Source organism: Wolbachia endosymbiont (group A) of Volucella bombylans, from assembly GCF_964026965.1.
GTDB lineage: Bacteria > Pseudomonadota > Alphaproteobacteria > Rickettsiales > Anaplasmataceae > Wolbachia > Wolbachia pipientis.
In genome coordinates, this window is the sequence record NZ_OZ034717.1 from 1,139,494 (window position 1) to 1,162,731 (window position 23,238).

At 35.0% G+C, this 23,238-nt stretch carries 27 protein-coding genes and 3 pseudogenes; 6 read left to right on the top strand and 24 right to left on the bottom strand.

Going from position 1 to position 23,238, the window contains the following annotated elements:
• The first annotated feature begins 73 nt into the window (after positions 1–73).
• The 5 genes and pseudogenes from AAGD51_RS05730 to AAGD51_RS05750 all read left to right on the top strand — a co-directional run bounded on the left by AAGD51_RS05730 (position 74) and on the right by AAGD51_RS05750 (position 4,131).
• Positions 74–1,285 (top strand): hypothetical protein, encoded by a 1,212-nt coding sequence (locus tag AAGD51_RS05730; RefSeq protein ID WP_264330458.1) that lies wholly within the window; start codon positions 74–76, stop codon positions 1,283–1,285.
• Between the two features lie 87 nt (positions 1,286–1,372).
• A pseudogene (locus AAGD51_RS05735) lies at positions 1,373–1,621 on the top strand (helix-turn-helix domain-containing protein); the annotation flags it as partial.
• Positions 1,599–2,462 (top strand): helix-turn-helix transcriptional regulator, encoded by an 864-nt coding sequence (locus tag AAGD51_RS05740; RefSeq protein ID WP_341810420.1) that lies wholly within the window; start codon positions 1,599–1,601, stop codon positions 2,460–2,462. The pseudogene AAGD51_RS05735 and the gene AAGD51_RS05740, both read left to right, overlap by 23 nt.
• Before the next feature lie 25 nt (positions 2,463–2,487).
• Complete coding sequence (locus tag AAGD51_RS05745) at positions 2,488–3,390, top strand: helix-turn-helix domain-containing protein (protein ID WP_264337295.1); 903 nt, start codon at positions 2,488–2,490, stop codon at positions 3,388–3,390.
• Positions 3,391–3,798: 408 nt separating this feature from the next.
• A complete protein-coding gene (locus tag AAGD51_RS05750; RefSeq protein ID WP_264330455.1) occupies positions 3,799–4,131 on the top strand; it encodes a hypothetical protein in 333 nt (110 codons plus the stop codon).
• A gap of 78 nt (positions 4,132–4,209) precedes the next feature.
• Here AAGD51_RS05750 and AAGD51_RS05755 read toward each other — a convergent pair whose 3' ends face one another.
• Positions 4,210–5,130: a patatin-like phospholipase family protein gene (locus AAGD51_RS05755; RefSeq protein ID WP_264330454.1), complete on the bottom strand. Its 921-nt coding sequence runs from the start codon at positions 5,128–5,130 to the stop codon at positions 4,210–4,212.
• Between AAGD51_RS05755 and AAGD51_RS05760 the strand changes: the two are divergent.
• Positions 5,129–5,635 (top strand): annotated as a pseudogene (locus AAGD51_RS05760) (phospholipase D family protein); the annotation flags it as partial. The gene AAGD51_RS05755 and the pseudogene AAGD51_RS05760 overlap by 2 nt on opposite strands.
• Here AAGD51_RS05760 and AAGD51_RS05765 read toward each other — a convergent pair.
• The 23 genes and pseudogenes from AAGD51_RS05765 to AAGD51_RS05880 all read right to left on the bottom strand — a co-directional run bounded on the left by AAGD51_RS05765 (position 5,626) and on the right by AAGD51_RS05880 (position 23,187).
• Positions 5,626–5,844 (bottom strand): hypothetical protein, encoded by a 219-nt coding sequence (locus AAGD51_RS05765; protein WP_264331023.1) that lies wholly within the window; start codon positions 5,842–5,844, stop codon positions 5,626–5,628. The pseudogene AAGD51_RS05760 and the gene AAGD51_RS05765 sit on opposite strands and share 10 nt — an antisense overlap.
• A gap of 47 nt (positions 5,845–5,891) precedes the next feature.
• Positions 5,892–6,416: an ankyrin repeat domain-containing protein gene (locus AAGD51_RS05770; protein ID WP_007301895.1), complete on the bottom strand. Its 525-nt coding sequence runs from the start codon at positions 6,414–6,416 to the stop codon at positions 5,892–5,894.
• A 56-nt stretch (positions 6,417–6,472) separates the two neighbouring features.
• On the bottom strand, positions 6,473–7,408 hold the full coding sequence (locus tag AAGD51_RS05775; RefSeq protein ID WP_264331024.1) for a phage late control D family protein: 936 nt from the start codon (positions 7,406–7,408) through the stop codon (positions 6,473–6,475).
• A complete protein-coding gene (locus tag AAGD51_RS05780; protein ID WP_038536967.1) occupies positions 7,409–7,618 on the bottom strand; it encodes a tail protein X in 210 nt (69 codons plus the stop codon).
• On the bottom strand, positions 7,615–7,971 hold the full coding sequence (locus AAGD51_RS05785) for a phage tail protein (protein WP_038536970.1): 357 nt from the start codon (positions 7,969–7,971) through the stop codon (positions 7,615–7,617). Before AAGD51_RS05785 ends, AAGD51_RS05780 begins: the two co-directional genes overlap by 4 nt.
• Positions 7,971–10,220, bottom strand: coding sequence for a phage tail tape measure protein (locus AAGD51_RS05790; RefSeq protein WP_341810422.1), 2,250 nt, complete (start codon positions 10,218–10,220; stop codon positions 7,971–7,973). The genes AAGD51_RS05785 and AAGD51_RS05790 overlap by 1 nt, the downstream gene beginning before the upstream one ends.
• A 109-nt stretch (positions 10,221–10,329) precedes the next feature.
• Positions 10,330–10,587 carry a phage tail assembly protein gene (locus AAGD51_RS05795; RefSeq protein ID WP_264331026.1) on the bottom strand — a complete coding sequence of 86 codons (258 nt, stop codon included), beginning with the start codon at positions 10,585–10,587 and terminating at the stop codon, positions 10,330–10,332.
• A gap of 88 nt (positions 10,588–10,675) precedes the next feature.
• Positions 10,676–11,182, bottom strand: coding sequence for a phage major tail tube protein (locus AAGD51_RS05800; protein ID WP_264337297.1), 507 nt, complete (start codon positions 11,180–11,182; stop codon positions 10,676–10,678).
• A 15-nt stretch (positions 11,183–11,197) separates the two neighbouring features.
• Positions 11,198–12,382, bottom strand: a complete 1,185-nt coding sequence (locus tag AAGD51_RS05805) for a phage tail sheath subtilisin-like domain-containing protein (protein ID WP_341810423.1) — start codon at positions 12,380–12,382, stop codon at positions 11,198–11,200.
• On the bottom strand, positions 12,375–12,935 hold the full coding sequence (locus AAGD51_RS05810) for a hypothetical protein (protein WP_155968663.1): 561 nt from the start codon (positions 12,933–12,935) through the stop codon (positions 12,375–12,377). Before AAGD51_RS05810 ends, AAGD51_RS05805 begins: the two co-directional genes overlap by 8 nt.
• 6 nt (positions 12,936–12,941) lie before the next feature.
• Positions 12,942–14,409 (bottom strand): annotated as a pseudogene (locus tag AAGD51_RS07305) (hypothetical protein).
• A complete protein-coding gene (locus AAGD51_RS05825; protein WP_174517025.1) occupies positions 14,406–14,591 on the bottom strand; it encodes a hypothetical protein in 186 nt (61 codons plus the stop codon). Before AAGD51_RS05825 ends, AAGD51_RS07305 begins: the two are co-directional and overlap by 4 nt.
• A gap of 7 nt (positions 14,592–14,598) precedes the next feature.
• Complete coding sequence (locus AAGD51_RS05830; RefSeq protein WP_264336323.1) at positions 14,599–15,795, bottom strand: hypothetical protein; 1,197 nt, start codon at positions 15,793–15,795, stop codon at positions 14,599–14,601.
• A gap of 20 nt (positions 15,796–15,815) precedes the next feature.
• Positions 15,816–17,741, bottom strand: coding sequence for a DUF4815 domain-containing protein (locus AAGD51_RS05835; RefSeq protein WP_341810426.1), 1,926 nt, complete (start codon positions 17,739–17,741; stop codon positions 15,816–15,818).
• 6 nt (positions 17,742–17,747) lie between these two features.
• The gene (locus AAGD51_RS05840; protein ID WP_208571636.1) at positions 17,748–18,434 is read right to left on the bottom strand and encodes a hypothetical protein; all 687 of its coding nucleotides are present in this window, start codon (positions 18,432–18,434) and stop codon (positions 17,748–17,750) included.
• Positions 18,435–18,454: 20 nt separating this feature from the next.
• A complete protein-coding gene (locus AAGD51_RS05845) occupies positions 18,455–19,672 on the bottom strand; it encodes a phage tail protein (RefSeq protein ID WP_012673240.1) in 1,218 nt (405 codons plus the stop codon).
• Between the two features lie 6 nt (positions 19,673–19,678).
• A complete protein-coding gene (locus AAGD51_RS05850) occupies positions 19,679–20,476 on the bottom strand; it encodes a baseplate J/gp47 family protein (RefSeq protein ID WP_015588499.1) in 798 nt (265 codons plus the stop codon).
• A 9-nt stretch (positions 20,477–20,485) separates the two neighbouring features.
• On the bottom strand, positions 20,486–20,821 hold the full coding sequence (locus AAGD51_RS05855) for a GPW/gp25 family protein (RefSeq protein WP_015588498.1): 336 nt from the start codon (positions 20,819–20,821) through the stop codon (positions 20,486–20,488).
• Positions 20,822–20,826: 5 nt separating this feature from the next.
• On the bottom strand, positions 20,827–21,279 hold the full coding sequence (locus tag AAGD51_RS05860) for a PAAR domain-containing protein (RefSeq protein ID WP_318010167.1): 453 nt from the start codon (positions 21,277–21,279) through the stop codon (positions 20,827–20,829).
• 39 nt (positions 21,280–21,318) lie between these two features.
• Entirely contained in the window at positions 21,319–21,888 is a 570-nt protein-coding gene (locus AAGD51_RS05865) for a phage baseplate assembly protein V (RefSeq protein WP_205517798.1), read from the bottom strand.
• On the bottom strand, positions 21,878–22,405 hold the full coding sequence (locus tag AAGD51_RS05870) for a hypothetical protein (protein ID WP_224721422.1): 528 nt from the start codon (positions 22,403–22,405) through the stop codon (positions 21,878–21,880). The genes AAGD51_RS05865 and AAGD51_RS05870 overlap by 11 nt, the downstream gene beginning before the upstream one ends.
• Entirely contained in the window at positions 22,386–22,874 is a 489-nt protein-coding gene (locus tag AAGD51_RS05875) for a phage tail protein (protein WP_164224822.1), read from the bottom strand. The genes AAGD51_RS05870 and AAGD51_RS05875 overlap by 20 nt, the downstream gene beginning before the upstream one ends.
• Positions 22,867–23,187, bottom strand: a complete 321-nt coding sequence (locus AAGD51_RS05880) for a hypothetical protein (protein WP_174516711.1) — start codon at positions 23,185–23,187, stop codon at positions 22,867–22,869. The genes AAGD51_RS05875 and AAGD51_RS05880 overlap by 8 nt, the downstream gene beginning before the upstream one ends.
• Positions 23,188–23,238 lie beyond the last annotated feature (51 nt).

Here is a 23,238-nt window from a genome sequence, read left to right on the forward strand (position 1 = left end):
TATAATTTATAATAAGTAATACAGTGTATAATAACTATACACTTAGAAAGTATATTTAATAGCGGAGGCTAATATGAATAATAAAATAATTGTACCTTTTAGTGATAAAGAGGGGGGTGTTTACGAGTTAAACGTTGATCTTGATAGATTATCAAAAGGTGAGATGTTAAATGCTATTGTAGGAATTGGTCGTACTAAGGAGCAATCCACCTTTGTAAGCAAAATTAATAATGCTAAAAAGCTTGGAGATAAAGAAGTAGTACCTTTCCCTTGTAGAGAAGTTCGCGAAAACCAAATCAACTATGGGAAAGGATTTGACTATATTTATGGCACAAAACCTTTGAGTAATCAAGCAGATTATCCAGAAGGGTTAAATCCATTTGCTTCAGCTTTGCAAAAAATAAAGCCAAGTATAAGCGAAAGCGAAAAGTTGAGCTGGTTTAAAAGTGAAGTGGTAGAGGCAAAAAACGTAAATGAATTGCACAAAACTATAGACCAAGTACTAGCCTCTGGAGCAAGAATAAATGCATATAACGATGGGGAATGGAGCATTGCAGAGTATGTAGTATTGGGTACACATTTTCATAAATTTGATAAGACTGATCGAAAAAAGATAATGCGTAAATTAATGCTAAGTGGTGCAGATTTTCATGATACTTTATTGCAGAATAAACTAATAGGTGAAATCTATAATGAGCTACAGCCAGAAGTTCAGCCACAGATAGATGAGAGACTAGAAGAACTAGAGAAAGCTGGCGAAAATGCTATGCAAGAAGGAGAATTAATAGATGTTGAGATAGATAATACAACATCGTATATAGAATTTTCTGGGGATAGCAAGGTAGAGGTAGCCAAAATACTGAGAGAGTTAGGAATTAATATTTTAAAAATTGGCAATGATGCAGTTGAGGTTAAAAGTGAGAAGGGAGGTATAAGAAACTATATCGATATGTCAGATGAAAGCTCTATTATATTAGAGTTTCCTACAAGCATTGGTAAGCTAAATATTATATTGTACCACGATGTAAAAAAATATGATCAAGTACAAGTCAGAGTAGAAAACAAGGAAATGTGGGCTGAGTTACAAAAAAGAGGCGAAGAAATTGGAAAAAATTGCCTCTTTGGGGGAGTGAAGCTTAAGGAAGTGGTAGAAAGAGGTAATTTCACTAGATGTGGCATATGGAATGAAAAGTATGCTATAAAAGAGATTAGCAATGATGAAGTATTGTCTTCATGGGTAAATAGGGTATGTGGAGGTAGTAAAGAAACCTTTAGGGAACTTTAATGCGTCTACAGCAAACTTTAAGGTTCCAGAGGTTTTTTCTACCGTTATATCTGGAGCCTTTGAGCTATAGTAGAAAATATTATATGTATGGTTCTTTGCGTGGAAAAAATTCTAGACTATGAAGTAGGGGAAAAAGTGAAAAGTTGGAGGTTAGAGAGGGGGTATACTCAGAAAGATTTAGCTGAGAAAATTGGTGTAAAATACTGGGTAATACTGCAATATGAGAAAGGGAATCGTAGAATTTCAATTGAAAGGTTATATGCTATAGCTGAGGCACTATCAATCAGTATTACCGATCTTATTCCTGTATCAAATGAAAAAATCTGTCTTGAAGATGAGGAAGAAGAAAGATTTAGCTGAGAAAATTGGTGTAAAATACTGGGTAATACTGCAATATGAGAAAGGGAATCGTAGAATTTCAATTGAAAGGTTATATGCTATAGCTGAGGCACTATCAATCAGTATTACCGATCTTATTCCTGTATCAAATGAAAAAATCTGTCTTGAAGATGAGGAAGAAGAAATATTAAATCTAGTAAGAGAATATAAAAAGATTAATGATCAGGAGTTACGTAAGATGTTTTGTTTATTAACCCAATTTGTCCAAGTTAGTGAAAAAAGTAGTAGGAAAGCAGAGAAAGTAAAAATTGCAAAGGGTTTGGTTGAAGCAGGAGTTTCTGTTGATGTTATTGCAAAAACAATCAGTCTCTCTGCTGATGAATGTGTTGAAGAAAAAGTTGGTTCTATTTACTGCCAAATAGGAAGGAAGATAAAAGAATGGAGGCTAGTAAAAGAGTATACTCAAAAAGATTTAGGAAAGAAAATGAATACAACCCGTCACGAAATAAGCAACTATGAACAAGGACGTGTAGCTACTCCACTGGGAAAATTATATGTAATAGCAGAAACATTATCGATTAATATTACAGATCTGCTAATAGAGGAAGGTAGTAAAGTAGAAAATGAACTACCGAATTTAATTGAAGAATACAAAAAGATTGAAAGTCAAGAACTACGTAATGCACTAATAAAATCTTTGTTTGAAGGCATACGGATTTGTGAAGAAAAAGTAAGAAAAGCGGAAAGGATCAAAGTTGCAAAGGATTTAGTAAAAGGGGGAATTTCTATTGATATTATTTTGCAAATAGTTGGTTTATCCGCTGATCAAATTGCATGAAAATTTATTTCTAAGTAAGGTATATATGTTTGTTTCTGTAAGAGATGTTAGTTCTATACACTACAAAATAGGGCAAAAAATAGAAGATTGTAGATTAATGCAAAGGTGTACTCAAGCAGAGTTAGCAAGTAAAATCGGATTAGCATATAAAGAAGTAACCAATTATGAAAATGGGTATATTCCTATTCCGATTGAAGTACTATATGTAATAGCAAGAGTACTGTCAGTTAATGTTGTAGATCTATTACCTAAACCAATAACAGTAAGAGAGTATGAAGATGAAGACGAAGAAATACTCTATCTAACAAAAATATATGAGAATCAAAAGTTAGGCAAAATAGTACCTTCATTAATCAGGTTTGTTCATATTAGCGAGAAAATCAATCAAGAGGAGGCAAGATTAGAAGTAGCAAAAAATCTAGTTAAAGAAGGAGTTTCAGTTGACATAATTTCCCAAGCAACCGGCTTATCTATTTACGAGTATGATAATACAGAGAAAGAAGTCTGCACTGATTCTATATACTACAGAATAGGGCAAAGAATAAGAGAATGGAGGTTGATAAGAAGATATACTCAAAAAGATTTGGCGGATAAAGTTGGTTTAACACTCAAGGAAATACACGAATATGAAATAGGATACACTGCCATATCATTTGACAAATTATATCAAATAGCAGAAGGATTATCAGTGAATATTAAAGTTCTGCTACCTAAAACAAGAGAAAGCAAAAAGCTATTGAGTTTAATGGATGAGTACGGAGAACAAGAATCACTAGTCAAATCTCTATCTGAAAGTATGAAAAATGGCAAGAAAAAAGTTAAAAAAATAGAAAAGATCAAAGTTGCGAAAAATCTAGCAAAGGCAGGTGTTGCTATTGATATTATTGTGCGAGCAAGTGGCCTAACTACTGATGAGTGTGAAAATTGAATTGTGTTAAAGATATAAGTAAAAGTAGTTATATACTTAATATAGATAAAGGTTGCAAATAATCTACTTATGCTGGACATTTCTATTGAGGAGCTTGAAAATCATGCTTTCAAAACTTAACCTGGATTAAAGATTTCAGTAGTTTACTTACTCATAAATAATACATTAAAATATCAATAAAAATAATTGTATATTTAATATATCTAAATTACTGAATGAAATTCTTGTGCTTCTGTGTTTAATATATAATGTTCAAATAGATTGAAGTGAATTAACTAAATTAGAATTTGCTTAATGTAATTCATTGGTATCACAAATGATTATCTTGAGTATGCCAATTTTTCTAAAAATATTGACGGTACTAAAAAAATAAGTTATCCTTTTAACAGATTTATTAAGAAGGTGTGTATGGTTAGTCATGAAAAGAAACATACAGTAGCATTTTGCATTTCAGCTATTGCGTTTTGTGTTGGCATCTCATTAATTGCAGCAGTACTTACAACAATAGCACCTTTAATTGCCATAATTGTTTCAACTATAATAGGGGCAATAACTATTTTGTCTGCTTGCCAAGCTATTGAAAGCTACTCAGTCATAAAAAATAGCAATAAGGTAACAAGTAGTTTGCATGAAATAAAAGAAGCTTTTACAGGAGAGGAAAGCGAGCTTTTTATTGAAAAGGTTTTTAACCATTTACGTGGATTTTTTAGTAGTGAAAAAGAAAGTAGTACACAAAGATAATAAGATTTCTCAACAAGGCAAATTTGCTTATTTTACTTTTCTGGCTCAATGAAAGCTTTATATTTTACTTGATGTAAATTAAGACACAATGTTACAAAATTTATCGACTACTTTTTGATTATTCTCTATCATTGCCTTTGCCTCTTGCTGAAGAGATTTGATATTTTTTGATGTAATATTATCCATGTCAGGTGATGCTATTTTCAATTGCGATTGTATGCGTATATATTTATCAGCTATAACTTGATCAAGTTGGTAATTTACTGCATCTAAACTTGAGGCAAACATCACATGTAGTAGTGGTTTTACCCAGCCTATTTTTCCAAATCTCTTTGAATTGGCATACTCTATGCTTCTATCTGTTCTTCCAGTACCTATCGATAACAGTACAATATCATCATTTGGAAATAACCTTTTACTACTTGCATATGCACAAGCCGCTGGATTATTGGCAAAAACCCCTCCATCCACTAATACCATTTCCTTTTGGTTAATTTTAAGATATTTAGGTGCAAAGTAAGTAGGTGCTGCAGTTGCTGCTCTTAATACATCCCTTAATTTAATAAAATTCCTATCCTCTTTCCAGCTTTTGAAGAAAAATGGGCAGTTATTGTGAATATCGTAACTCGTAATCAACACATTACTTAAAGTGTTTTTAAAGACATCATCGCCAAAATATTTATGAAGTACATACTCAATATTTTTATGTGGGTATTGTGTACAGTTAAACCAAGATAATATTGATCTTCTCAAAAATGAAGACTTAAAAATATATGGTCCATATTCCCGATAGAACTCGACTAAATCATTAGCAGAATATTGAGGTTTATCTTTTTTACATAATCCTGCCACAACAATCCCACCGGTTGAAGTACCAGCCATTAGATCAAAGATTTCAGCTATAGTTCTTCTTGTTCTTTTTTCTATTTCTGCTAGAATAATGGCTGGTATGATGCCTCTTATGCCTCCGCCGTCAATTGAAAGGATGTATTTTGCCATGGTTAGGTATTTATTGATTTTATTAACTTGTTCGCTTTTATCGGGATGTGTTTCCTGCCCAAAAGCCACAGTCTGCTTCACGCCTGGAGAAAATTGCACCAACCTAATAATTGATTCCGTGGGTCATGCTAAAAAATCCTTGTTGGTTCAGGCATACCAATTTACCTCAAAGCCTATTGCTGAATCCTTGGTTCAAGCTAAAAAGCGTGGAGTTGATATTAAGGTTATTCTAGATGAATCACAAACTAGTTCAAAACATAGTGTAATTAACGAATTATTTGAGCACAAAATCCCGATATGGATTGACTTTAAACCCGCTATTGCTCATAGCAAGGTAATTATTATTGATGAGCAAAAAATCATAACCGGATCATTTAACTTTTCAGATGCCGCTCAGCAAAGAAATGCTGAAAACCTACTGATCATAACAGGAGATTCTCCACTAGTTGAACAATACGTCAAAAATTGGAAAAATCGCCAATCGCAGTCTAAGCATTATACACCAGACTTTAAGTTATCTTTGAATTCATCTAATTCCTCAGAAAGATTTTTCACCCTTTCCTCAAGTACTAACACTTTTTCCATTAAACCATATTCAATAAGTTTATCGTGAAATTGTACCCTTGAGTCTAACTTGGATAACCACCATATCAATGCTACGGTTTGGATTAATAACGTGATAATTAATGTAATTGGGATTTTTTGATTTTGCATAATGATTTAAAGTATGAATTTATTATGGATAGCTACTTTAGTAACTACTATTTTGATTTATGCTGTTCCTCTGCATTTGCAAGTAGCTTAATAATTTCTCTGTAAGGTTTATCTTTGTTGTGCCTTGATTCTATTACAGCTACATCCCGAGGGTTTTTTCCATCTGTATCTCTAGTATTAGGATTAGCACCTCTTTCTAATAAGAACTTAACTATCTCTAAATTGCCTCCGTATGCGGCAGAATGTAATACTGTCCATCCTTTATATCTACCTGTATCATTTATATCAACTCCTTCATTCACTAGAAATTTTACTAATTCTAGACATTTTCCTTCTGCTGCACAATGTAGCGCCGTTAATCTAGGAATTTGTGTGTTAATGCTCAATAGGTTCTTTACTGAAAACTTTACTACATCTAGATTACAATTTTCAGAAGCAATGCGTAAGATTGTTTTGTAATTATCTGTAGCTTTAGATTTTTGATAGCAATATGTAATAACAAGACATACTATTAATAGTGCGAACCATGCGAAATGTAACTTATATTTTTCATTAGACTTTATTTTTTTCATATTTCGCACACAGTTTCTTCATATTAAATAGATCATTACTCATTTTTTTCTTAACATTACTTACTCAAAGATGCTGACAACATAGTAAGGTAACCCGAGCTATTTAAAGTATGCTCCGCTCTGTTAACTATCCATTCACCATCTACCGCTTGATTAAAACCTATAAGATTAAGTTTAGCTTCTGCAAATAACTCTGGATTACCAGGCATAGTTATATCTAAAGTTTCATTGTTACGCTTCAATTGTTTCAACTTGGCATTTGCTGCACTCAGCGCTGACTCTGCATTAGAGTAAAGTTCCAGCATAATATAACTTGGCTCGCTACTACCAACTGTTTCTTTAATAGTTTCGCCCTTTTCATAGCTGTGCCATTTTGCTACTACTGAATTATACTTATCACGTACGGTAAAATGCACTTTCCAATTAATTGTGTCTTGAGGTCTAATAGTTGTTGTTCCTAAAGCTTTTCCTGTGGCTGATTTTGCCATATTTTTTGAAATAAACAATACATACCCACCAGCTAATTTGGCCATTGCTTCACGCTCTGTTGCGATCTTTGTTAACAGACTTATATCACTTTCATCTACCTGATTAATGTGGGGTATTAATACATTCTTAAATTCCTCAGCAACTTTATGTCCATATCCATGTTTTTGGGCTATTTCTTTTACTAAGTTTTCTATGGTAATTTGGCGCCATTCTTTTGATACTTTTGCCTTCAAAGATATTCTTAAATTTGTTGCATGAGCTTTGATTAGTAGAGTCTTAGGTGGACCCTGTATAGTCACTTCGTTGACTGTATATATACCCATTGGAAAGATTCCAAATTCCTTATAACCTAGTGCTATGTTCAATTCATTTGGAACTTCCACATTTTCATTGCCATAATCAACGCATACCTCTGCAACATCATCTATAGTACCAGATTCATCAGTAAGATGCACCGATATTACATGATCTTTTATTCCTTCAATGCTAAATTCAGGTTTCATTTATTCCCACACTTTTAACTTCGATTTTTTTAATTGCTCTTGTATTCTAGGTAACCTGATCTTTAATCCTGTAGGCAAAAAACTTCCATACTCTGCAAGACCAGGATTAGCCTCCAATACTATTTCTACTGCTCCAGAGCTATATCCATAGTGCTTAAAACATATGTAATCTAACATTTCATTTTCTCGGGTTATATAATGTACTGTCATACATAACTCCTTAAACTTAAGCTAAATTCAACCTTTTTTGGTAATCCACAGGGAAAATACGACGTTTGCTTTTCTTCTAACCGCACAATAACAAATCTTCCCAAAACATTCCCTAAATTGTCTACTAAGATACTTGGTTCATGATTTTTCTCAGTTTCTTTCATACTTTTTAATTGATTTAAATCATTCAGATTATGGAAATAAATTACTCCTTCTAAGTCTATATTTTCTGCACCTTGACCAATATTTTGTAATGAAGGTATTTTACCAATGCACTCAATTGTACTCCAACGATTTTCTTTACTATACCTTACACTTGTTGGAGAAAGCTTATGTTGACCAAGTGATAGCATTAGTAAATTGGTTCTATTGAATCAAATAAAACATCACGAGATTTTTCCCTTATTCTTTTTATTACTGCATCAGCAAGACTACGTACATCTTGGTTAGGTTCTGCTTTTATACTTATATTAAATGTAAAAGTTTGATTGAAAATTTTTTGTTCACACTTTTCACAGTCTTTTAAAACTTTCTCTGAATTATCTGCTACAGAACTTTTTTCTGTAATCACACTTTCAATATTCGTTCTACTATTCGAAATTCTACTAAAAGCATTATTATTCAATAAAGGATTTCCTTTACTAAAAACATTATTTTCACTAGTTGCACTGCCTATTTTTGCTTCTACTGGTTTCTCTAATGCTTTTATTGGACTATCATTAAAAAATTTTCCTATACCAATCCAATTTTCTATAGATTTTGTAATTGATTTCCAGAGACTTGAAAAAAAGTCCTTTACCTTTTGCCAATTAGCAATTACAAGCGCTGCACCAACTGATAGTCCAGCAATAGCAGCTCCTATAGGATTGGTTAGCGTTAAAGCTTTCAGTCCCATGATTACTGCTGGAATTACTCGCGCTGATAACGAAGTTAATACTGGCAAAAGTGTTCCCTGCAAAATAGCCTTAAAAGTTAGTATTCCACCTCCAGCCAATGCAAATGCATAACCAAAACCTACCACTGCAATCTTGCCAATAATAAGAGCTGAAATTATGCTCATAACTCCTGTAGTTAAAATTGGACACTTCTCTGCGAACCAAGCTATACCTGTAGATATTGACCTCAAAATCTTACTTATCCAATTTAAAGGAGGTAGCATAACTGACCCTAAGTTCATTCCTAGCTCTGCTATTGTATTTTTAAGTAGCTGCAAATTATTTGCTGTAGTACTTGCACGGTTATTAAATTCCTTTTGCATAGATTTATTATACTTTTCTTTATCAGCCACAAAATCTATTGCTTTTTTATATTCTTCCAAACTCCCAACTATCAATGCAATATCATCTTGATATTCTTGACCAAAGAGATTGAGAAGGATTTGTGAACGTTCCTGTCCTACTTTTTCTAAAATTTCAAAAAAATGAAGTAGAGCGTTTTGCCCGTTTTCAGCAACCTTTTGTGACATTTCCTCTGCAGTGATACCTATCGATTCCAATGCTGCTTTGAACTCTTTTCCTTGCCCTTCAGCAGTTTGAAGTTTAGAAAGCAGAGCATTGACAGCAGTTGCTGCTTTTTCAGGTTGTTTACCTAAACTAACGAAGGCATTTACTAAACTACTTGTCTGATTAATATCTAAACCAAATTGTTTTGCATTACCACCCACTCTAGCGAGTGCTTCAATCATATCGTTCGCCTTAGCTGCAGTATTATCTGATAGGTAATTTATAACATCACCAACTTCTTCCATCTTCTCTACTGCGATTCCATAAATGTTAGCGAGTTTGGCAATAGAATCACCAGCTTGTTCAGCAGACATGTCAAATGCTGTGGCCATTTTAGCTACTGTTGTGGTAAATTCAAGTAGCTTATCTTTGTCGATACCAAGCTGACCACCACTTGCAGCTATTTGTGCTAACTCTGCAGCTGATAGCGGTATTTCACGAGATAACTTCTTTAATTTTTGAGCAAATTCTTCGGCCTCATTTGTGTTCTGAGTAAAGTTTACTACCTTCTTAACATCAGCCATAGCACTTTCAAAGTCAATCGCAACTTTAATTGGTGCCGCAAGTGAAAGTCCTAGTCCAACAGTCTCTATAATTTGTGACTTAAAATGTGCTTTGCTTGCTAAAAAACTTTGGTGACTACGTATTGCAGACCCAAGCTTACCATACTTACCTTTTAGTACTTCAATAGAAGAGCCAAGTTTATATTGATCACTTACTAATGACTTAATATTTCTGCCACTTTTTCTTACTTCTTCATTGAATGAATGTAAAGCATCTCTCTTTTTCAAATATGCTTCTTTTGCTTTTATTGCGGAGGTTTTGGCCTTGTCAAATTCTGCTTTTAAAGTTTTGCTCGGTTTCTCCATCGCTTTCATTTGTTTAGCTAAAGATTTTACTTGATCTTCAAAACCTTTCCATGACCTCTTGCTAGTCAAAACATCATGACCTAACTGTTTAAATTTTGATACTGATTTTAAAGATGAATCAAGCTTTCTTATATTCTCACCAAGACGAGTAAGTTGACTACTACTTCCTTTTATTACAGTATTAAAGCTGCCATCTAAGACTGCTCCGATTTTTATAGATAACGTTGACATTTAGACCTCTTTGCTGTTTCTGCCCATAAGATAAATTCGTTAAATTCCATATCAAGAATGTGCTCAACTCCACCACCTATGATAGAGCTAAGCACGAGTACTTCTAATCTCAAGTCTTTTGAATAATTGGTGAAAAAAAATCCTTTAATACCTCTTGTACTTTCACATAATCAGCAATATCTAACTCTTCAATCGCTTCTTTTGCAACTGATGTCAAATTGGCAGTCAAAGTTACTTCCTTACTTAGATCACTACCATTAAGTCTCTCAATAGCTAGATAATCCCTAACTTTTGGACGTCTAACGGTAAGTTCTGAGACAGAAATTCCATCAACTGTTATTGGGTTATTAAGTGTTATAGTTTTCATAAAATTCTCCTAAAAAATAAAATATTTTTACACTTTTAAAGTTATTTTAATATGCTTCTCCTTAAAAAATAAAATTTCAAGTAAGTTTTCATATTCCTAAAACCGTTTGCAGCAAGGCCATTTGATCAACACCATTTATCTTTCTAATCATATTTTCAGCATCGATTTCTATTAATTCATTACCACCTATAGTAAGTTTGTAGTAATGGGCAGCTACAGTACACTTTAGCGTTGCTTTTTCAGCAGGTTTCCAATTACCAAAGTCAAACTCTTTAAAAATGCCTCTGAGGTTGATGATTACTGCTTCAATATCATTACTTCCACTACCTTGCATTCCACCACGGAGCGTCAAAGCTACTGAATTCCCATTTATTAGACCAAATAGCCGAAAGAGCTCTGTATCGTATTCAGAAAAAGTGAAATCTGCTTCAATCTTTTCCATGCCCATATCAATATTTACTGGAATATCCATACCACCAGCACGGTACTCTTCTGTTTTTATGGTAAGCTTTGGTAGCGTTATCTCATCAATTTTTCCTGCATAACCCCGACCATCTACGAATACATTAAAATTCTTTAAAATCTTCGGTAACATCTCTTTCTCCCATTTTTATAATATTGTACCACTCACAAGATGTGACCTGAAAGTAATCTGTTCTGCCGGATATGGTGGTGTAAACTCGAAGTCAAAATACACTTTCCCGCTTGCAATGTTTGCCGGTGTATTGAGCTCTGGTGTTGCATAACATTTTCCGCTGATAATAGCTCCTTGCGCTTTTAAACTTGCAAGGTAAGAATTCACCCCCTCAATCACATCATCTATATAAGTTTTGGTAATATTGCGATCAACTGCCCATAAATGAGCTCGAAGTAAACTATCATTGATTAAATCTGCAGTCCTTCTCACTGACAAAAAAGCCCATTTTGAGTCATTTGAACATGTTCTATTGCCCCAAAGCCTATAGCCATTTTGATGAATTATCGTTGTTACTTCATTTTCATTTAAGTGGTTTGCTCTGCAATTTGCATAACCTAAGCTAAAATCAATAGGCCTGCTTGTTCCAACAATACCGTTTATCTCTTTATTTGAAGGTGACTGCCAGAAGCCTTGCTCGCTGTCTATCTTAGCTATTAAACCAGCTACAAATGGACTCGATGGCAAGATTTCTTCTTTTCCTTCAATAAGTACCTTCACCCATGGATCAACTACGTAAACTCTTGAGCTGCCTACACTTTTTCTCCACTTTATTGCTTCTTCATCATTGGTATTTGGTCCATCTGCAACAATAATTGCTCTTAATTTTTCTGCTATGGAAATTAAAGCACTCACTACTGAATTTACTCCATCTATTTCAGGTAACTGATGAGTAAACTGAGGTGCAATTAATATTCTTGGCGCAACATGGACTATACTTTCACTACTGAGAAATGCCTCAATTCCCTGATATTCTCCGGTTTCTTTATCAACTCCTCCAATTACATTTCTCAGCGTTTCTTCTTTTTTTAATTTTGGATCGCTGTTCTCACTTTCTTCAACTCGAATAACTACTACTGTTGCACCAATTTGGGAAAATATTCCATTTATTGCAGAAGGTAAACTGCCACTCTTTCCAAGCTTTGCTGTTTCCTTTAAACTTCCTGCTATCAGTACTGGTTTATTCAGTGGAAATTTTTGCTCATCAGCTTCAGGTGCAGTACCAATTACACCTATCACTGATGATTTAGCTGTACGTACTGTCTTTGCTCCTGAGGTTACCTCAATAACATTTACGCCATGTAAAAATTCTTCAGCCATTTCTTTGTATTTTTTTCCTGAAATCATCTAGCAAAGTCTGTAGCTCATTTTCACTTTTGGCTTCTTCAATCTTTCTTTTGGCTAAATCTTCAAGCTCTTCACATTTAATTATTGCTTTTACTGCTTTTTTCACTTTTTCCTCAATTATTCTTGCCATTTCAATAACCGTAATACCACGGACTTTTGCTAAAGGTTCTATAATTTCTTTATCCTTTTCATCTATAGATTCTGGTGCTGCTAGAATGCTTTTTGCGGCTTCCGCTTGAATCTCATAAGATTTAGCTTTTTGGTGAGAATGACCTGCATATTGGTGAGTATGATTATCATAATAGAAACGCATACTATCAAATGCACAAAGCTTCGCATTATCCAGTAACTCCTTTTGTATATCTTCTTTAGTACGCTGAGCAATTTTTCCTCCTTCTGTTAAACAATAGCTTTTTTGCCAATCAAAATCTTCTGGTGCTTCATACCAATCATTTTCAGTTGGCTTGCTTTCAAGTGTTGTTGTTTCTACTTGTTTATCATTTTCAAATCTAATGTAGATAGACATTGTTTGTTACCTCCAAATCTCATACGTGTTAGATAATCCTGGACATTGCCAACCCCTGAGCGTCCTTTCCACATCTACCTCAAGCCCTGTGGTGAGAAAATTGCTACGTATGTTATAAATCCCCCACTGAATAAATTGACCATAGTTGTGTACATAATTTGATGCAAGCATACCTTGACTAACTTGTGTTCTGGAATACAGATAAGATGATGTGTAAAGTAATATTGCAACTGTTTTTCCTGCTGGAATCTCCACATTACCAGATCCGGCTAACTTGCTATCAGAACTCGTGTATTGGTAAACATTTTTCCATACTATTTTTGAAATACTTGATTTATTAGAATTGGTATTATCTGGTGTTCCCACAAATAATCCTGCTCCCCCATACTCCGTACTCGAATACGATGATCCAACAAATTCCATTGTCTTATTTATGTTCACATTGGTTGTATTTTTTACAAATACTACTCCAAGTGCAGCATACGGGTAATAGTATATCTCATCATAACTACCCGAAAAACTTTTTGTGCATAACTCTCCGTAAATAAATGTTCCTTTACTTCCCTCTATAAAACTTAGTTGTCTTGGCCGATAAAAACTAACGTAATCTGTATTGTACGTATGGCTACCTGCTAGTAGTTGTAACATATAGTCAGTTTTTGTTATATCACTACTCCACTTTCCAAGCTCTGTCGTAAAAGTTCCGTGGCCAAAATAATTATTTTTTCTGCCAAGTACACCAAATAAGAAAGGTAATGACCCTGGTTCAACCATGTTGCGCTTTCTTATTTCATTTATAAGAGACACTTTTAACTGTTCATCCCGAGTTTTTACCTCATTTATCAGGGATGTTTTTAATTCGAGTTTCTATTTCCCTAATAATTGATGAGCCAGATGGTACATTATTAACAGCACGAAAATCTTCTACTAAACCTTTAAGACCATCTTTATGACTGTTACTAATGCTATTTATTGCTGCAATATTGGCATTCTTTCTCGTATCAAGTAGCGATATATGCGAATCTGATGATGCTTTTAAAGTATTTAAGGAATTATCCCTAAGCTTGTTAATTTCATTGACAGAATCTGTTTTCGCTTCAGTTATTGCAGATATTGAATTTTCCTTATTGCTATTTATGTCACTTAAGTGCGTCCTTGCAGCGCTCAAGAGTTCTTTTAACTTACCATCTGTCATCTGTACAATTTCAGAAACCGCACTTTTGTCGATTATTGATTCCAGTGCTTTAGCAAGATATGCTAGTTGATCTGGTGTACTACTTCCTGCTAAATCTTTAAGCCTTCTCTGTAGTGCATCAATTATCTCTTTTACTTCAGTTATTTGTACAATGTCAGCAATAGCTTTTTTATCTGCTATCAATTCCAGCGATTTTGCAAGATATGCCAGTTGATCAGCCGTGCTATTTGCTGCTAAATCCTTTATCCTTTGCTGTAATGCTTCTATTGCTTCTTTCATTCCCAAAAATTCAAAAAAGTTTCAAATCTAAATCGTTCAAAATTATTTTTAAGTTCATCTTCTCTTTCACTCATATCTTCATCTATCTTTTCTATGGCTCTGCGAATACGTACTACATCTTCTACAGCTATGTTCTCTGGATGCGGCAAAGGATATCCTCGTTTGGTTTGATCAAAAGTCATTTAAATTTTATGTTACTATTACTCTGAGATTTTTGACTTTAGGACGATAAATAACCGTTCCACTTAAAACTAATTTTATCCTTGTCTCATTAGCATTAAAATTTGTCAGCACATGAGTTCTCTCTACCCAATTTTCTCCAATTGGTTTTCCTGATGTTAAATTTACTAATTGCCAATCACTGTTGCTTTTTTGTACATAAGCTTTAACATCTGCAGTGCCAGGTATCAGCGCATCGTACGTTATGGTGATTTTAGTATTAGCTCCTGCTGTAATACTTCTTGTAACATAATCTCCTTTTTCCCCTATATTACCCATAACTAGCTGTAACCCAGGATATAGCACTGGACTTTTTTCTCGCCCTCCTTTTAGGCTTGCCTTTACTGTTAGCTCTCCAGATAGTCTTTCACGCAGTGCAAGTGGCAAATTATCAGACAAAAAGTTCTCTTTTCCCTCTTCATCTGTTAAGATAAATTCCACATTGGTATCAAATGCTACTTTTTCGACGTTCGTCAAAACAATTAAATCTGAAGTATTGGTTGCTGTAACTTTTCCCAGATCAATAACGTGAGAATTTTCGCTAAATTTTGCAGCCAAAAGCCGAAACGTTAAATCTAAATTTTGATGTGGAGTCCAGGTGCTTGCATTGCTTGATGACAGTAATACTCCTACTTGATATGGCTGGCTTGTTACCCAACGGCTATTTACTGCATCATATTTGCCAAGTTCTGCTATTTTTACTGCAGTATCTGCATCATCAGTAAGTAGTACTATTGCATACTCCTCTCCTGCATGGCAAAACACTGGTGACCACTCTATACGTGTTGCTGTGCCATCTATCTTTATATCTTTTGGCTCAATATAGCTTTCAGCAATGACAGTTTGCGAGGGCACTCCCACTGCTGTTTCTCTAATCTGCACAACAACACGTTTTTTGCCTTTATTTACAAACCATAGTTCCACGCCTCCTATGTGCCTACTTTCATTTAGAGTAAATGTTTGCGCTAAAGGATCAACTCTTCTTGCTGCGATAACTCTTCTTCTTTCCTCTATGGTAATTGTTTTTTTACCAGTATACGTTGCTTCTCCATAACTTCCTTTATCACCGAAGAACTGTACTAACTTAGTCCCAGCAGGAATGTTTCTTGGTACAGTAAATCTTCCTTTTATTTTTCCTCTGTTATCAGCAATAAATGTTGCGATCATGTTTTTCTTTCAAATATTTTCTATGCTTGAGGTTGAATGCTTATGCCATCAAATTTTACTTCCTTAAGCTTTTCACCAGTTGCAAAACCTTCAATCTCAAAATTTTGAGTTGCTTCTCGCATAAATTCAGTTTCGTATGAGGTACTTGACAGCAGCTCTGTTGTTTCTTTAACATTAAACACTCTGGTTACTGGACTTTTCCAATTCGTGGTAACCTCCGTCCAGTGATCTATATTTTTATTTAGAGTAATTTGTGCCGGGACTGGATCAAAAGCTTGATATGGATTGATCTTTTCTCCTTTAGTCTGTAAAAGCTGCTCCAGTACCGGTTCAAGTTCATATGGCAACAAATAAGTTTTTTCTCCTCCATCAATATCAGCAATCGTTACATCTATTGGTAAAATTAGTTCCTTATTTACTATTGCTGCAGACTGCAAAATTCCTTGATCGCGCATATCATCATCAAAGAATGAATCAACAAATACTCCTTTTTTGGTGGTAGGTTCTCTTGAATTTGCATCATTGCGTAGACGTTCCTCTGCAACCAGCGCATAAAGATCATTTATTCCTTTTTTCATTGCTTCAAGCTCATTCATCGGTACAGCATGAATAGCATTATTCACTATTTTTACCCCTTCGCCTTTTTTCCACGTCTGATGAATGTAGCAGAGCAAAAGTTGTCCACTAGGCGCTCTAGGCATTGATGGTCGCCAAGGGTGAGCTATACCTTTTATTCTCCTTACTGCTCCTTTGCTATCGATAGTAATTAAATCATAGCGGGGCATTTTCCAGGTGTAATCAATCAGAACCAAGCTGTTATCAACTGCTCCTTTTACTTTGCATCCCTCTTCACTTATATCTTCAGGACTTACATGAGTACGACAGCGGTAAGTTATTTGATAACTACTTCCAGGAGCTGGTTCTTTACCTGGTAATGACCAATCAACGTTTCCTGCGTTTAATTTGTAATCTATACTATTTTCATAAATAACATTGCCTTGTTTAACTTGAATAATCTCAAGTACTGCAGAGTCAGGTATTGGATCAACAGCTCCTGAGTATGAACCATGAGTAACGGTAATGGTTTTTTGAACAGTTATATCTACTTTTTTAATTTCACTTATTGGAAAATCATTAACTTTAAGTTCCATTACTCTTTGGCTATTTGGCTGAAAAGTATGTGGTTCTGATTCAACTGCTTTTATATCTGGATCTTCATCAAAAGAAACACGAATACTGTGAGGTAGCTCAATCTCATAGCCATCAACATGAGCTTTGCCCTCATTAATCACAAATATTTTTTTTCCTCCTTCTCCCTCTTCCTTTTGCAGGAACATTACTTCAAGACCATTTACGACATAGGAACCATTTGCTTCTTTGTCATAACGAGCAAGAGCAGTAGTTACTATATTTGCTTGTGGTGGCGGTGAATGTTCTATCAATACTCCATTTTCAATGTTATAAATTGGATAAAATTCTCCTGAAGCATTAGTAGTCACACCCTCAGCTTGATAACTCCAAGTGGTGGAAACTTTAAGCCTTGCAGCCCCTACTTCTTGATAGTTACGTGTACCAACAGCAGGATCACGAAGGTTTTCATCCTCAAGTTCTGTAATGGTAGATTCTACGTAATAAACACCTATACGCACTGTGGTACTCAGTGGAATAACAAACTCTTCTTTTTCAACTTTTCTAACCGCTCCACGAAGATAGATTTTTCCTGATTCAAGCGTAACTTTACCAGTTTCTCTATCTATAATACAATTGCTTCCTATTATAACATCACCATCACGAAATATTGCATCGCCTATGCCTTTAAGCTTAGAGAGAGCATACTCCTGAGTCTCGTTTAATTCTGCAGATTGCAAACCTCTTCCAGCAAGAAATAAGCTTTTTTCGTATTCTTTGTCAGGATTAAAGCGGTTATAATAGGTGTTTAAAGTCATTTTATTCTAAAAGGTTACAACAAATGAAAAAGTCTCTCTTGTGGCAGCAGTTCTGATAAGTGGTACAGTGTGTTCTAAAATCAGCAAGATTCCATGGTCTTCTATATCTTTTGGTTCAAAATATCTCTGTCCAGGAGGCAATTTTTCTACCACCTTTGTACCAACCATAACTCCAAGCTCTCTTATTACTTGATTTGCTGCGTCCGTGAAATCGAAAGTAAATTTAAGATACAGATTATTGATTGGTACATTCGATGGTTTAAACCTTCCAGATGGAGTCACAAGTTCTCCATTCTCATCACCACTGCAAAAGAGCACCTCATCAACAACACGACGTCCAACTTCCTTAATTAATGTTGCAGAAGTAATTAGTTCCGGTGGTGTGTCTTGAGTATACTCTATAGTGATTACGCTATCTGCTATAATTGCACCATTTTCTACACGCTCAATAGCGCCTGAGCTACCATCAACTATATAATCTATGCTTGACTGATAAATTGTTTGCCCTGTATAAACTTTTACATCTTTAATAGTGTGGTGATCTAAACTTATCTTGCCGCCTGCTGTAAAAGTTTTTTCAACTTTGTAGCTGCTTTCCCAGGTAGAATCTCCAGATCCCCAAGCAAGATGTATTGGTTGCTCTTTTATGCTCGCAGCAATAGCTGCTCTGCCTGATTGTGTCAGTATTGACATGTCTGATTGCGTGATTGATATTATATATATACAAGATTCGTAGAAAAAACGTCCAATTTTTTTGTAATAATGGGCTCAAAATTTTTCCAAGGGCGATTTAAGTGGCGATGTTCATGCCAAGTGACCATACCTGGGTAAAATACTGCTACGTAATTTTCTAGCTCATGAATAGGATCTTTCTGTTTTAAATCTGAGTCATTTTGACAATCAATATGATATTCCCTTAAATTAGACTCTATTATTCTTTGATCAGTAAAACTCTTTGCTTCGTAGTAATAAGTTATACTAAACCGCTCTAAAATTGGTGTACGTCGAAAATTCCAAATCTGCTCAGAGAGTTTATCTTCACTTAAGTAAAATGTATGCTCTATTTCTTTATAAGCAGTTGGTGCAAAACAAGCATTGATATCTCCCAAATTCCAACTATCTGATAATACTATCAACGCTTTAGCAAACTTAATTTCTGGCAATAAACCCTGTGGTAGAGGATATAGTGCTTTTAAGTTATACCACTCGTGACTTCTTTCATATATACCGTTGTAATTCTTGGTGTGAGGCTCTGTCTCTCCTAATACTGCAACATCCAACCTATATAAATCATTACTGTAACTTCTATCATAATGTGATCTAAAAGTGCTAAATTTAAATCTTGGATTTCCTATTTTTAGCTCAAATGAGTTTTTTCTTCCAAACGATAATACTGGCCCTTCTTTTGCTATTCTTACACCCGAGTAGTCTGAAAGAAGATCTCCAAAAATACTTTCATCTAACATAAACCGCTGAGCATTGTAATAATCATTGAATATTCGCATTAATCGAGATCTTGCCGGTGCAGAAAGTTTTGCCAGAGCAATTACACTATCGACAAAAAAGTCATTAGGAACATCAGAGATGCCAATTTGAAATTCAGCAAAATGCTCTCCTGGTGGTTCTTCTTGAATGGTAATATTATCAATGTTTGCCCATTTCAGCGCCATCTTCAGTGACTGTGGTGTACCGCGCAAACGTTGAAATCTTATTCCGTTTTGCTTAGCTAAGACCCATTCTTTTAATGCACTCTTAGTAGCTTTCTTACCCCAGGATAAAATTTCTCCCAAGCCGTATTCCGCTACTAGCCACGGCAACATTTCAGTCTGTGGGTTAAATTTAAATCCCCGTAGAGAATTTGCATCAAGAGAATAATTAATTATGTCTGTAAGTATTTGCTCTTGCTTTGAAGCATTTGGAGGAAGTATCACCAATTTTTACCTAACACTTAAATCACTTAAAGCAACGCATTCATTATTTTGTACAATTATGTCTTCTATTGGCTCTGTAAGCTCTATATTTTGTATACCTTCTGTAAAAAGATGAGCAATAATCCAGGACCTGGTTACATTCCACCCTAAACCTTTAGTAGACTCAAGACCTTTGATAAATTGTTCCTTTGCAGCTTCGATAACATCTTTTGATGCAGTAGGGTAAATATGCACTTTAGCATGAATAGTAATGGGAATAATACCACAGCCAATAACTGTAAGCGTATCTGTTAATACACGAATATCATCGCGAATAACGTGATTTCTGACGATCTCTAGCAATTCTTCTGAAGGTACTCCACCATTTTCTGTGGAAAGTATTGAAATCTGTACACTTCCTGGTATAGGTGATACCACTTGCGCATCTTTTACTCTCGTGTCAGCAGATAATGCATGATAGCGATAATGCTCTTTACTCCCTGCTGTTGACCAACCAACAATTTTGGCTTTTACCCGCTTCCTTAAGGATTCATCATTCTCTGACTCCTTTCTCAGCACACCATAAAATTCAGCCAAGTGATCAAGGTCATTACCTCTTGCAAAAGCAAGTAAATTTGCCTGTGCTGCATCATTAATCCTTTGCCTAAGCAAAAGTTCACGCCAGGCTGCTACTTCCAGTATCTTTATTGCTGGATCACTCTCAGTTAGTGCAGAAAAACTTGCATTCCGACGCACTAACTCTTCTTTCATTCGCGAAAAGATTTCCTCAAATTTTAATGTTTCGACAATATTTGGTGTTTTCATCCTACTACCTTATACTATAATACCATCAAGGCGGATCGGCTTTCCATTTGGCAGATAGATTCCTTCTAAAATGAGAGTTACTTTACCTTCTTTTATTTCTGTTATTTGTACACGTTTAAGCTTAAATCGACGCTCCCACTTTTCTAATGCTTCTGCAACTGCTGCATAAAGCTCTTGTGCAAAACCAGGTACAATTGGATGATCAATCAGCTCAAATAACCTTGATCCATAATCTCGGCGCATAACACGAGCACCAATTGGTGTAGTTAAAATATCAACTATTGATTGTTTTAAATGCTCTATACCACTTATTGTTTTACCAGTTTCAGAATTCATACCACGCATATCACTTACCCTGCAAAGACATCATTGCTTCCTTGTTCTGCCACTGCTCCACAGGAAATTAGGTCACCAGTACGAGCAATGGCTTTGCCATTTACAAACACTGAATCTGACCCCTCAAGAAGGGATTGACTAGTATGTGGTGGTTTATAAGGGTCTGTTGATGCATGTTGTGACCATTCATCTCCTTGACGATGCACAGGCCTACCATTTACAAACACATTACTGCTTCCTCCTATGCCAGGGCTTTGTAAATAATCTCCATGTTGGTTACACATATCACCAAAACGAACAACTTTTCCCTGTTTTGCCAAACTTAAATCTTTGTCTGATTCTGAAAGTCGTTTTTGCCCTAACAATGAACCTCTTGTTTCCTCCTCTCTTCTTGACTCATCTTCACATCCTGATTCATATCCACTTAATTCTGATGTTTGAGAGGTATACTCAATATCACCAATCATAATACCCTTATCATTATTAGCTCTAACATTTTTCTCCGGCTAGTTTAAATCTATTTTTTTCGCATTTAACTTAATGCCACTCTCAGTAATCTCTAGACTTGAGTTCCCAACCTGTAAGACAATCTTTTCATCAGTTATATTTGAACTTGATTTTCCCGTTTTTAAAATAACTTCCTTACTAGTTACTTCCATTTGCGTTTCTTTCACTGCAAAAACAAGAGCTCCTTCTTCTTTGACAGAAATTGTAAACTTATGACCATTTCGGTCATAGTAAATAACTGTTCCATCTTTAAAAACAAAACCGCTTACTTCTTCCTTACTTCCTTCTGGAATAGGATATTTTTTATAATAAATTGCAGGTAAGACAATCCCTTTGGCAATTTCACCAGATGGCGAAAGTACTATCACCTGTTCTCCAATACTTGGTGCAGACCAACTTCTGTCTTCTCCAGCTCTTGCTGTTACCCATGGCAACCAGTCTGTTAATATATTACCTATCATTTTTACACGTACCTTAGCCGTTCCACAGCCTACTTCTTCGACTGTGCCAACTCTAATCAAGTTATTAAGTTTTATTAGTAAGTTCGCATCTTCAAAACTATTCATCATTTTTGCCAACCTTTACATATTTATGCTTATTAGCAACTCCAATATCAGGCGTAAACCCAATGTAAACAGTACTCGGCGGAATACTACTCTCTGCCCATACTGAATCACCAAGATGTACTTCATGCACCCACTCTACCATCCACACTAAATATGCATCGAGCTCTGGCCTAAAATCATCTCCTCCTCCTGAGATAAATTCTCCTGGTGAAATTTTCTCCACTTTCCAAGTGTTTTTATTTACCACTCTTGCTACTTCTGCCGCCAATGCTCTGACAATAATAGGTGCATTTTCTATTGTGCTATCAATCACAATTCGTGCTTCAAATTTTGCTCTCAGCGCTAATTCTTCTGTTCCTGGATCATGTCCTTTTTCAAAGCCACTAAGTTCTATAAATACTGCTGGTGCTATCAATTCTTTCCTGATTGCTGGATAAACCTCACAAGTTTGAATTGCTGGTATCTCTGCCTTTAGCGTATTACAAATTGCCTCATGTAAATTAGTCCAAAATGCCGTCATAAAATAACTCATGTGTAAAATATTTTTCAAATATCCTTTCAACTTCATAATTAACAAGATTTTCTATTATCCTTGAAGCCTCAGGTTCAAGTGGTAGTTTAACCTCCTGTATCGGTAGTGCTGTTCTTCCTACACGTTTAAAAATACCACGATAGCCTCTTGGCATTGTTGCCATAAATTCATCATTAAATGCTGTTCTTATTTTTGCTTGTTTTATATTTATATCATACAGATATGCTCTAATTAAAACTTTCAAAGTGCTTTTTCTTGACTTGATGATTCTTAGTCTTTTTCTAATTACTTTCAGCCTAATTTGCTTTTCTTCACTGATTTCTCGGACAGCCTGAGATTTTAACCATAGTGCCGTTTTGTTTAGCGCTCTTACCGCTGCCAACTCTACTTTAGCTTTGTTAGCATCAATGTCGTGAGTAATTCTCTCAATGTTTTCATTAACTTCAATTTTAAACATCTTTCTCTCCAAGTACTGTACAGTTTATATTCCAAACTATTCCTGAATTACCTCGCAGTGGCGGAGAATATACTTTATATTTACAACCATCAATAACAAAAATATCTCCCACCATTGGCCTGAGTACATCAAAAACGCTTACCTCAAGAAAAAGCATCTCTCCCACAAATTGTCCTTCACCAATCTCGTATAATTTATCTGGCTGTTGCTTTAGTACTTGTACCATATATGACTTATCCTTTGATTCATACAAAGCTACTTTTCCTAAATGAGCAAAACAATCTTTAAATAATCTCTTAATATTCTCTTGCACATTTCTCCGCTATATACTAACATTTATATGCTAAGAAGAGGTAAAGCATTC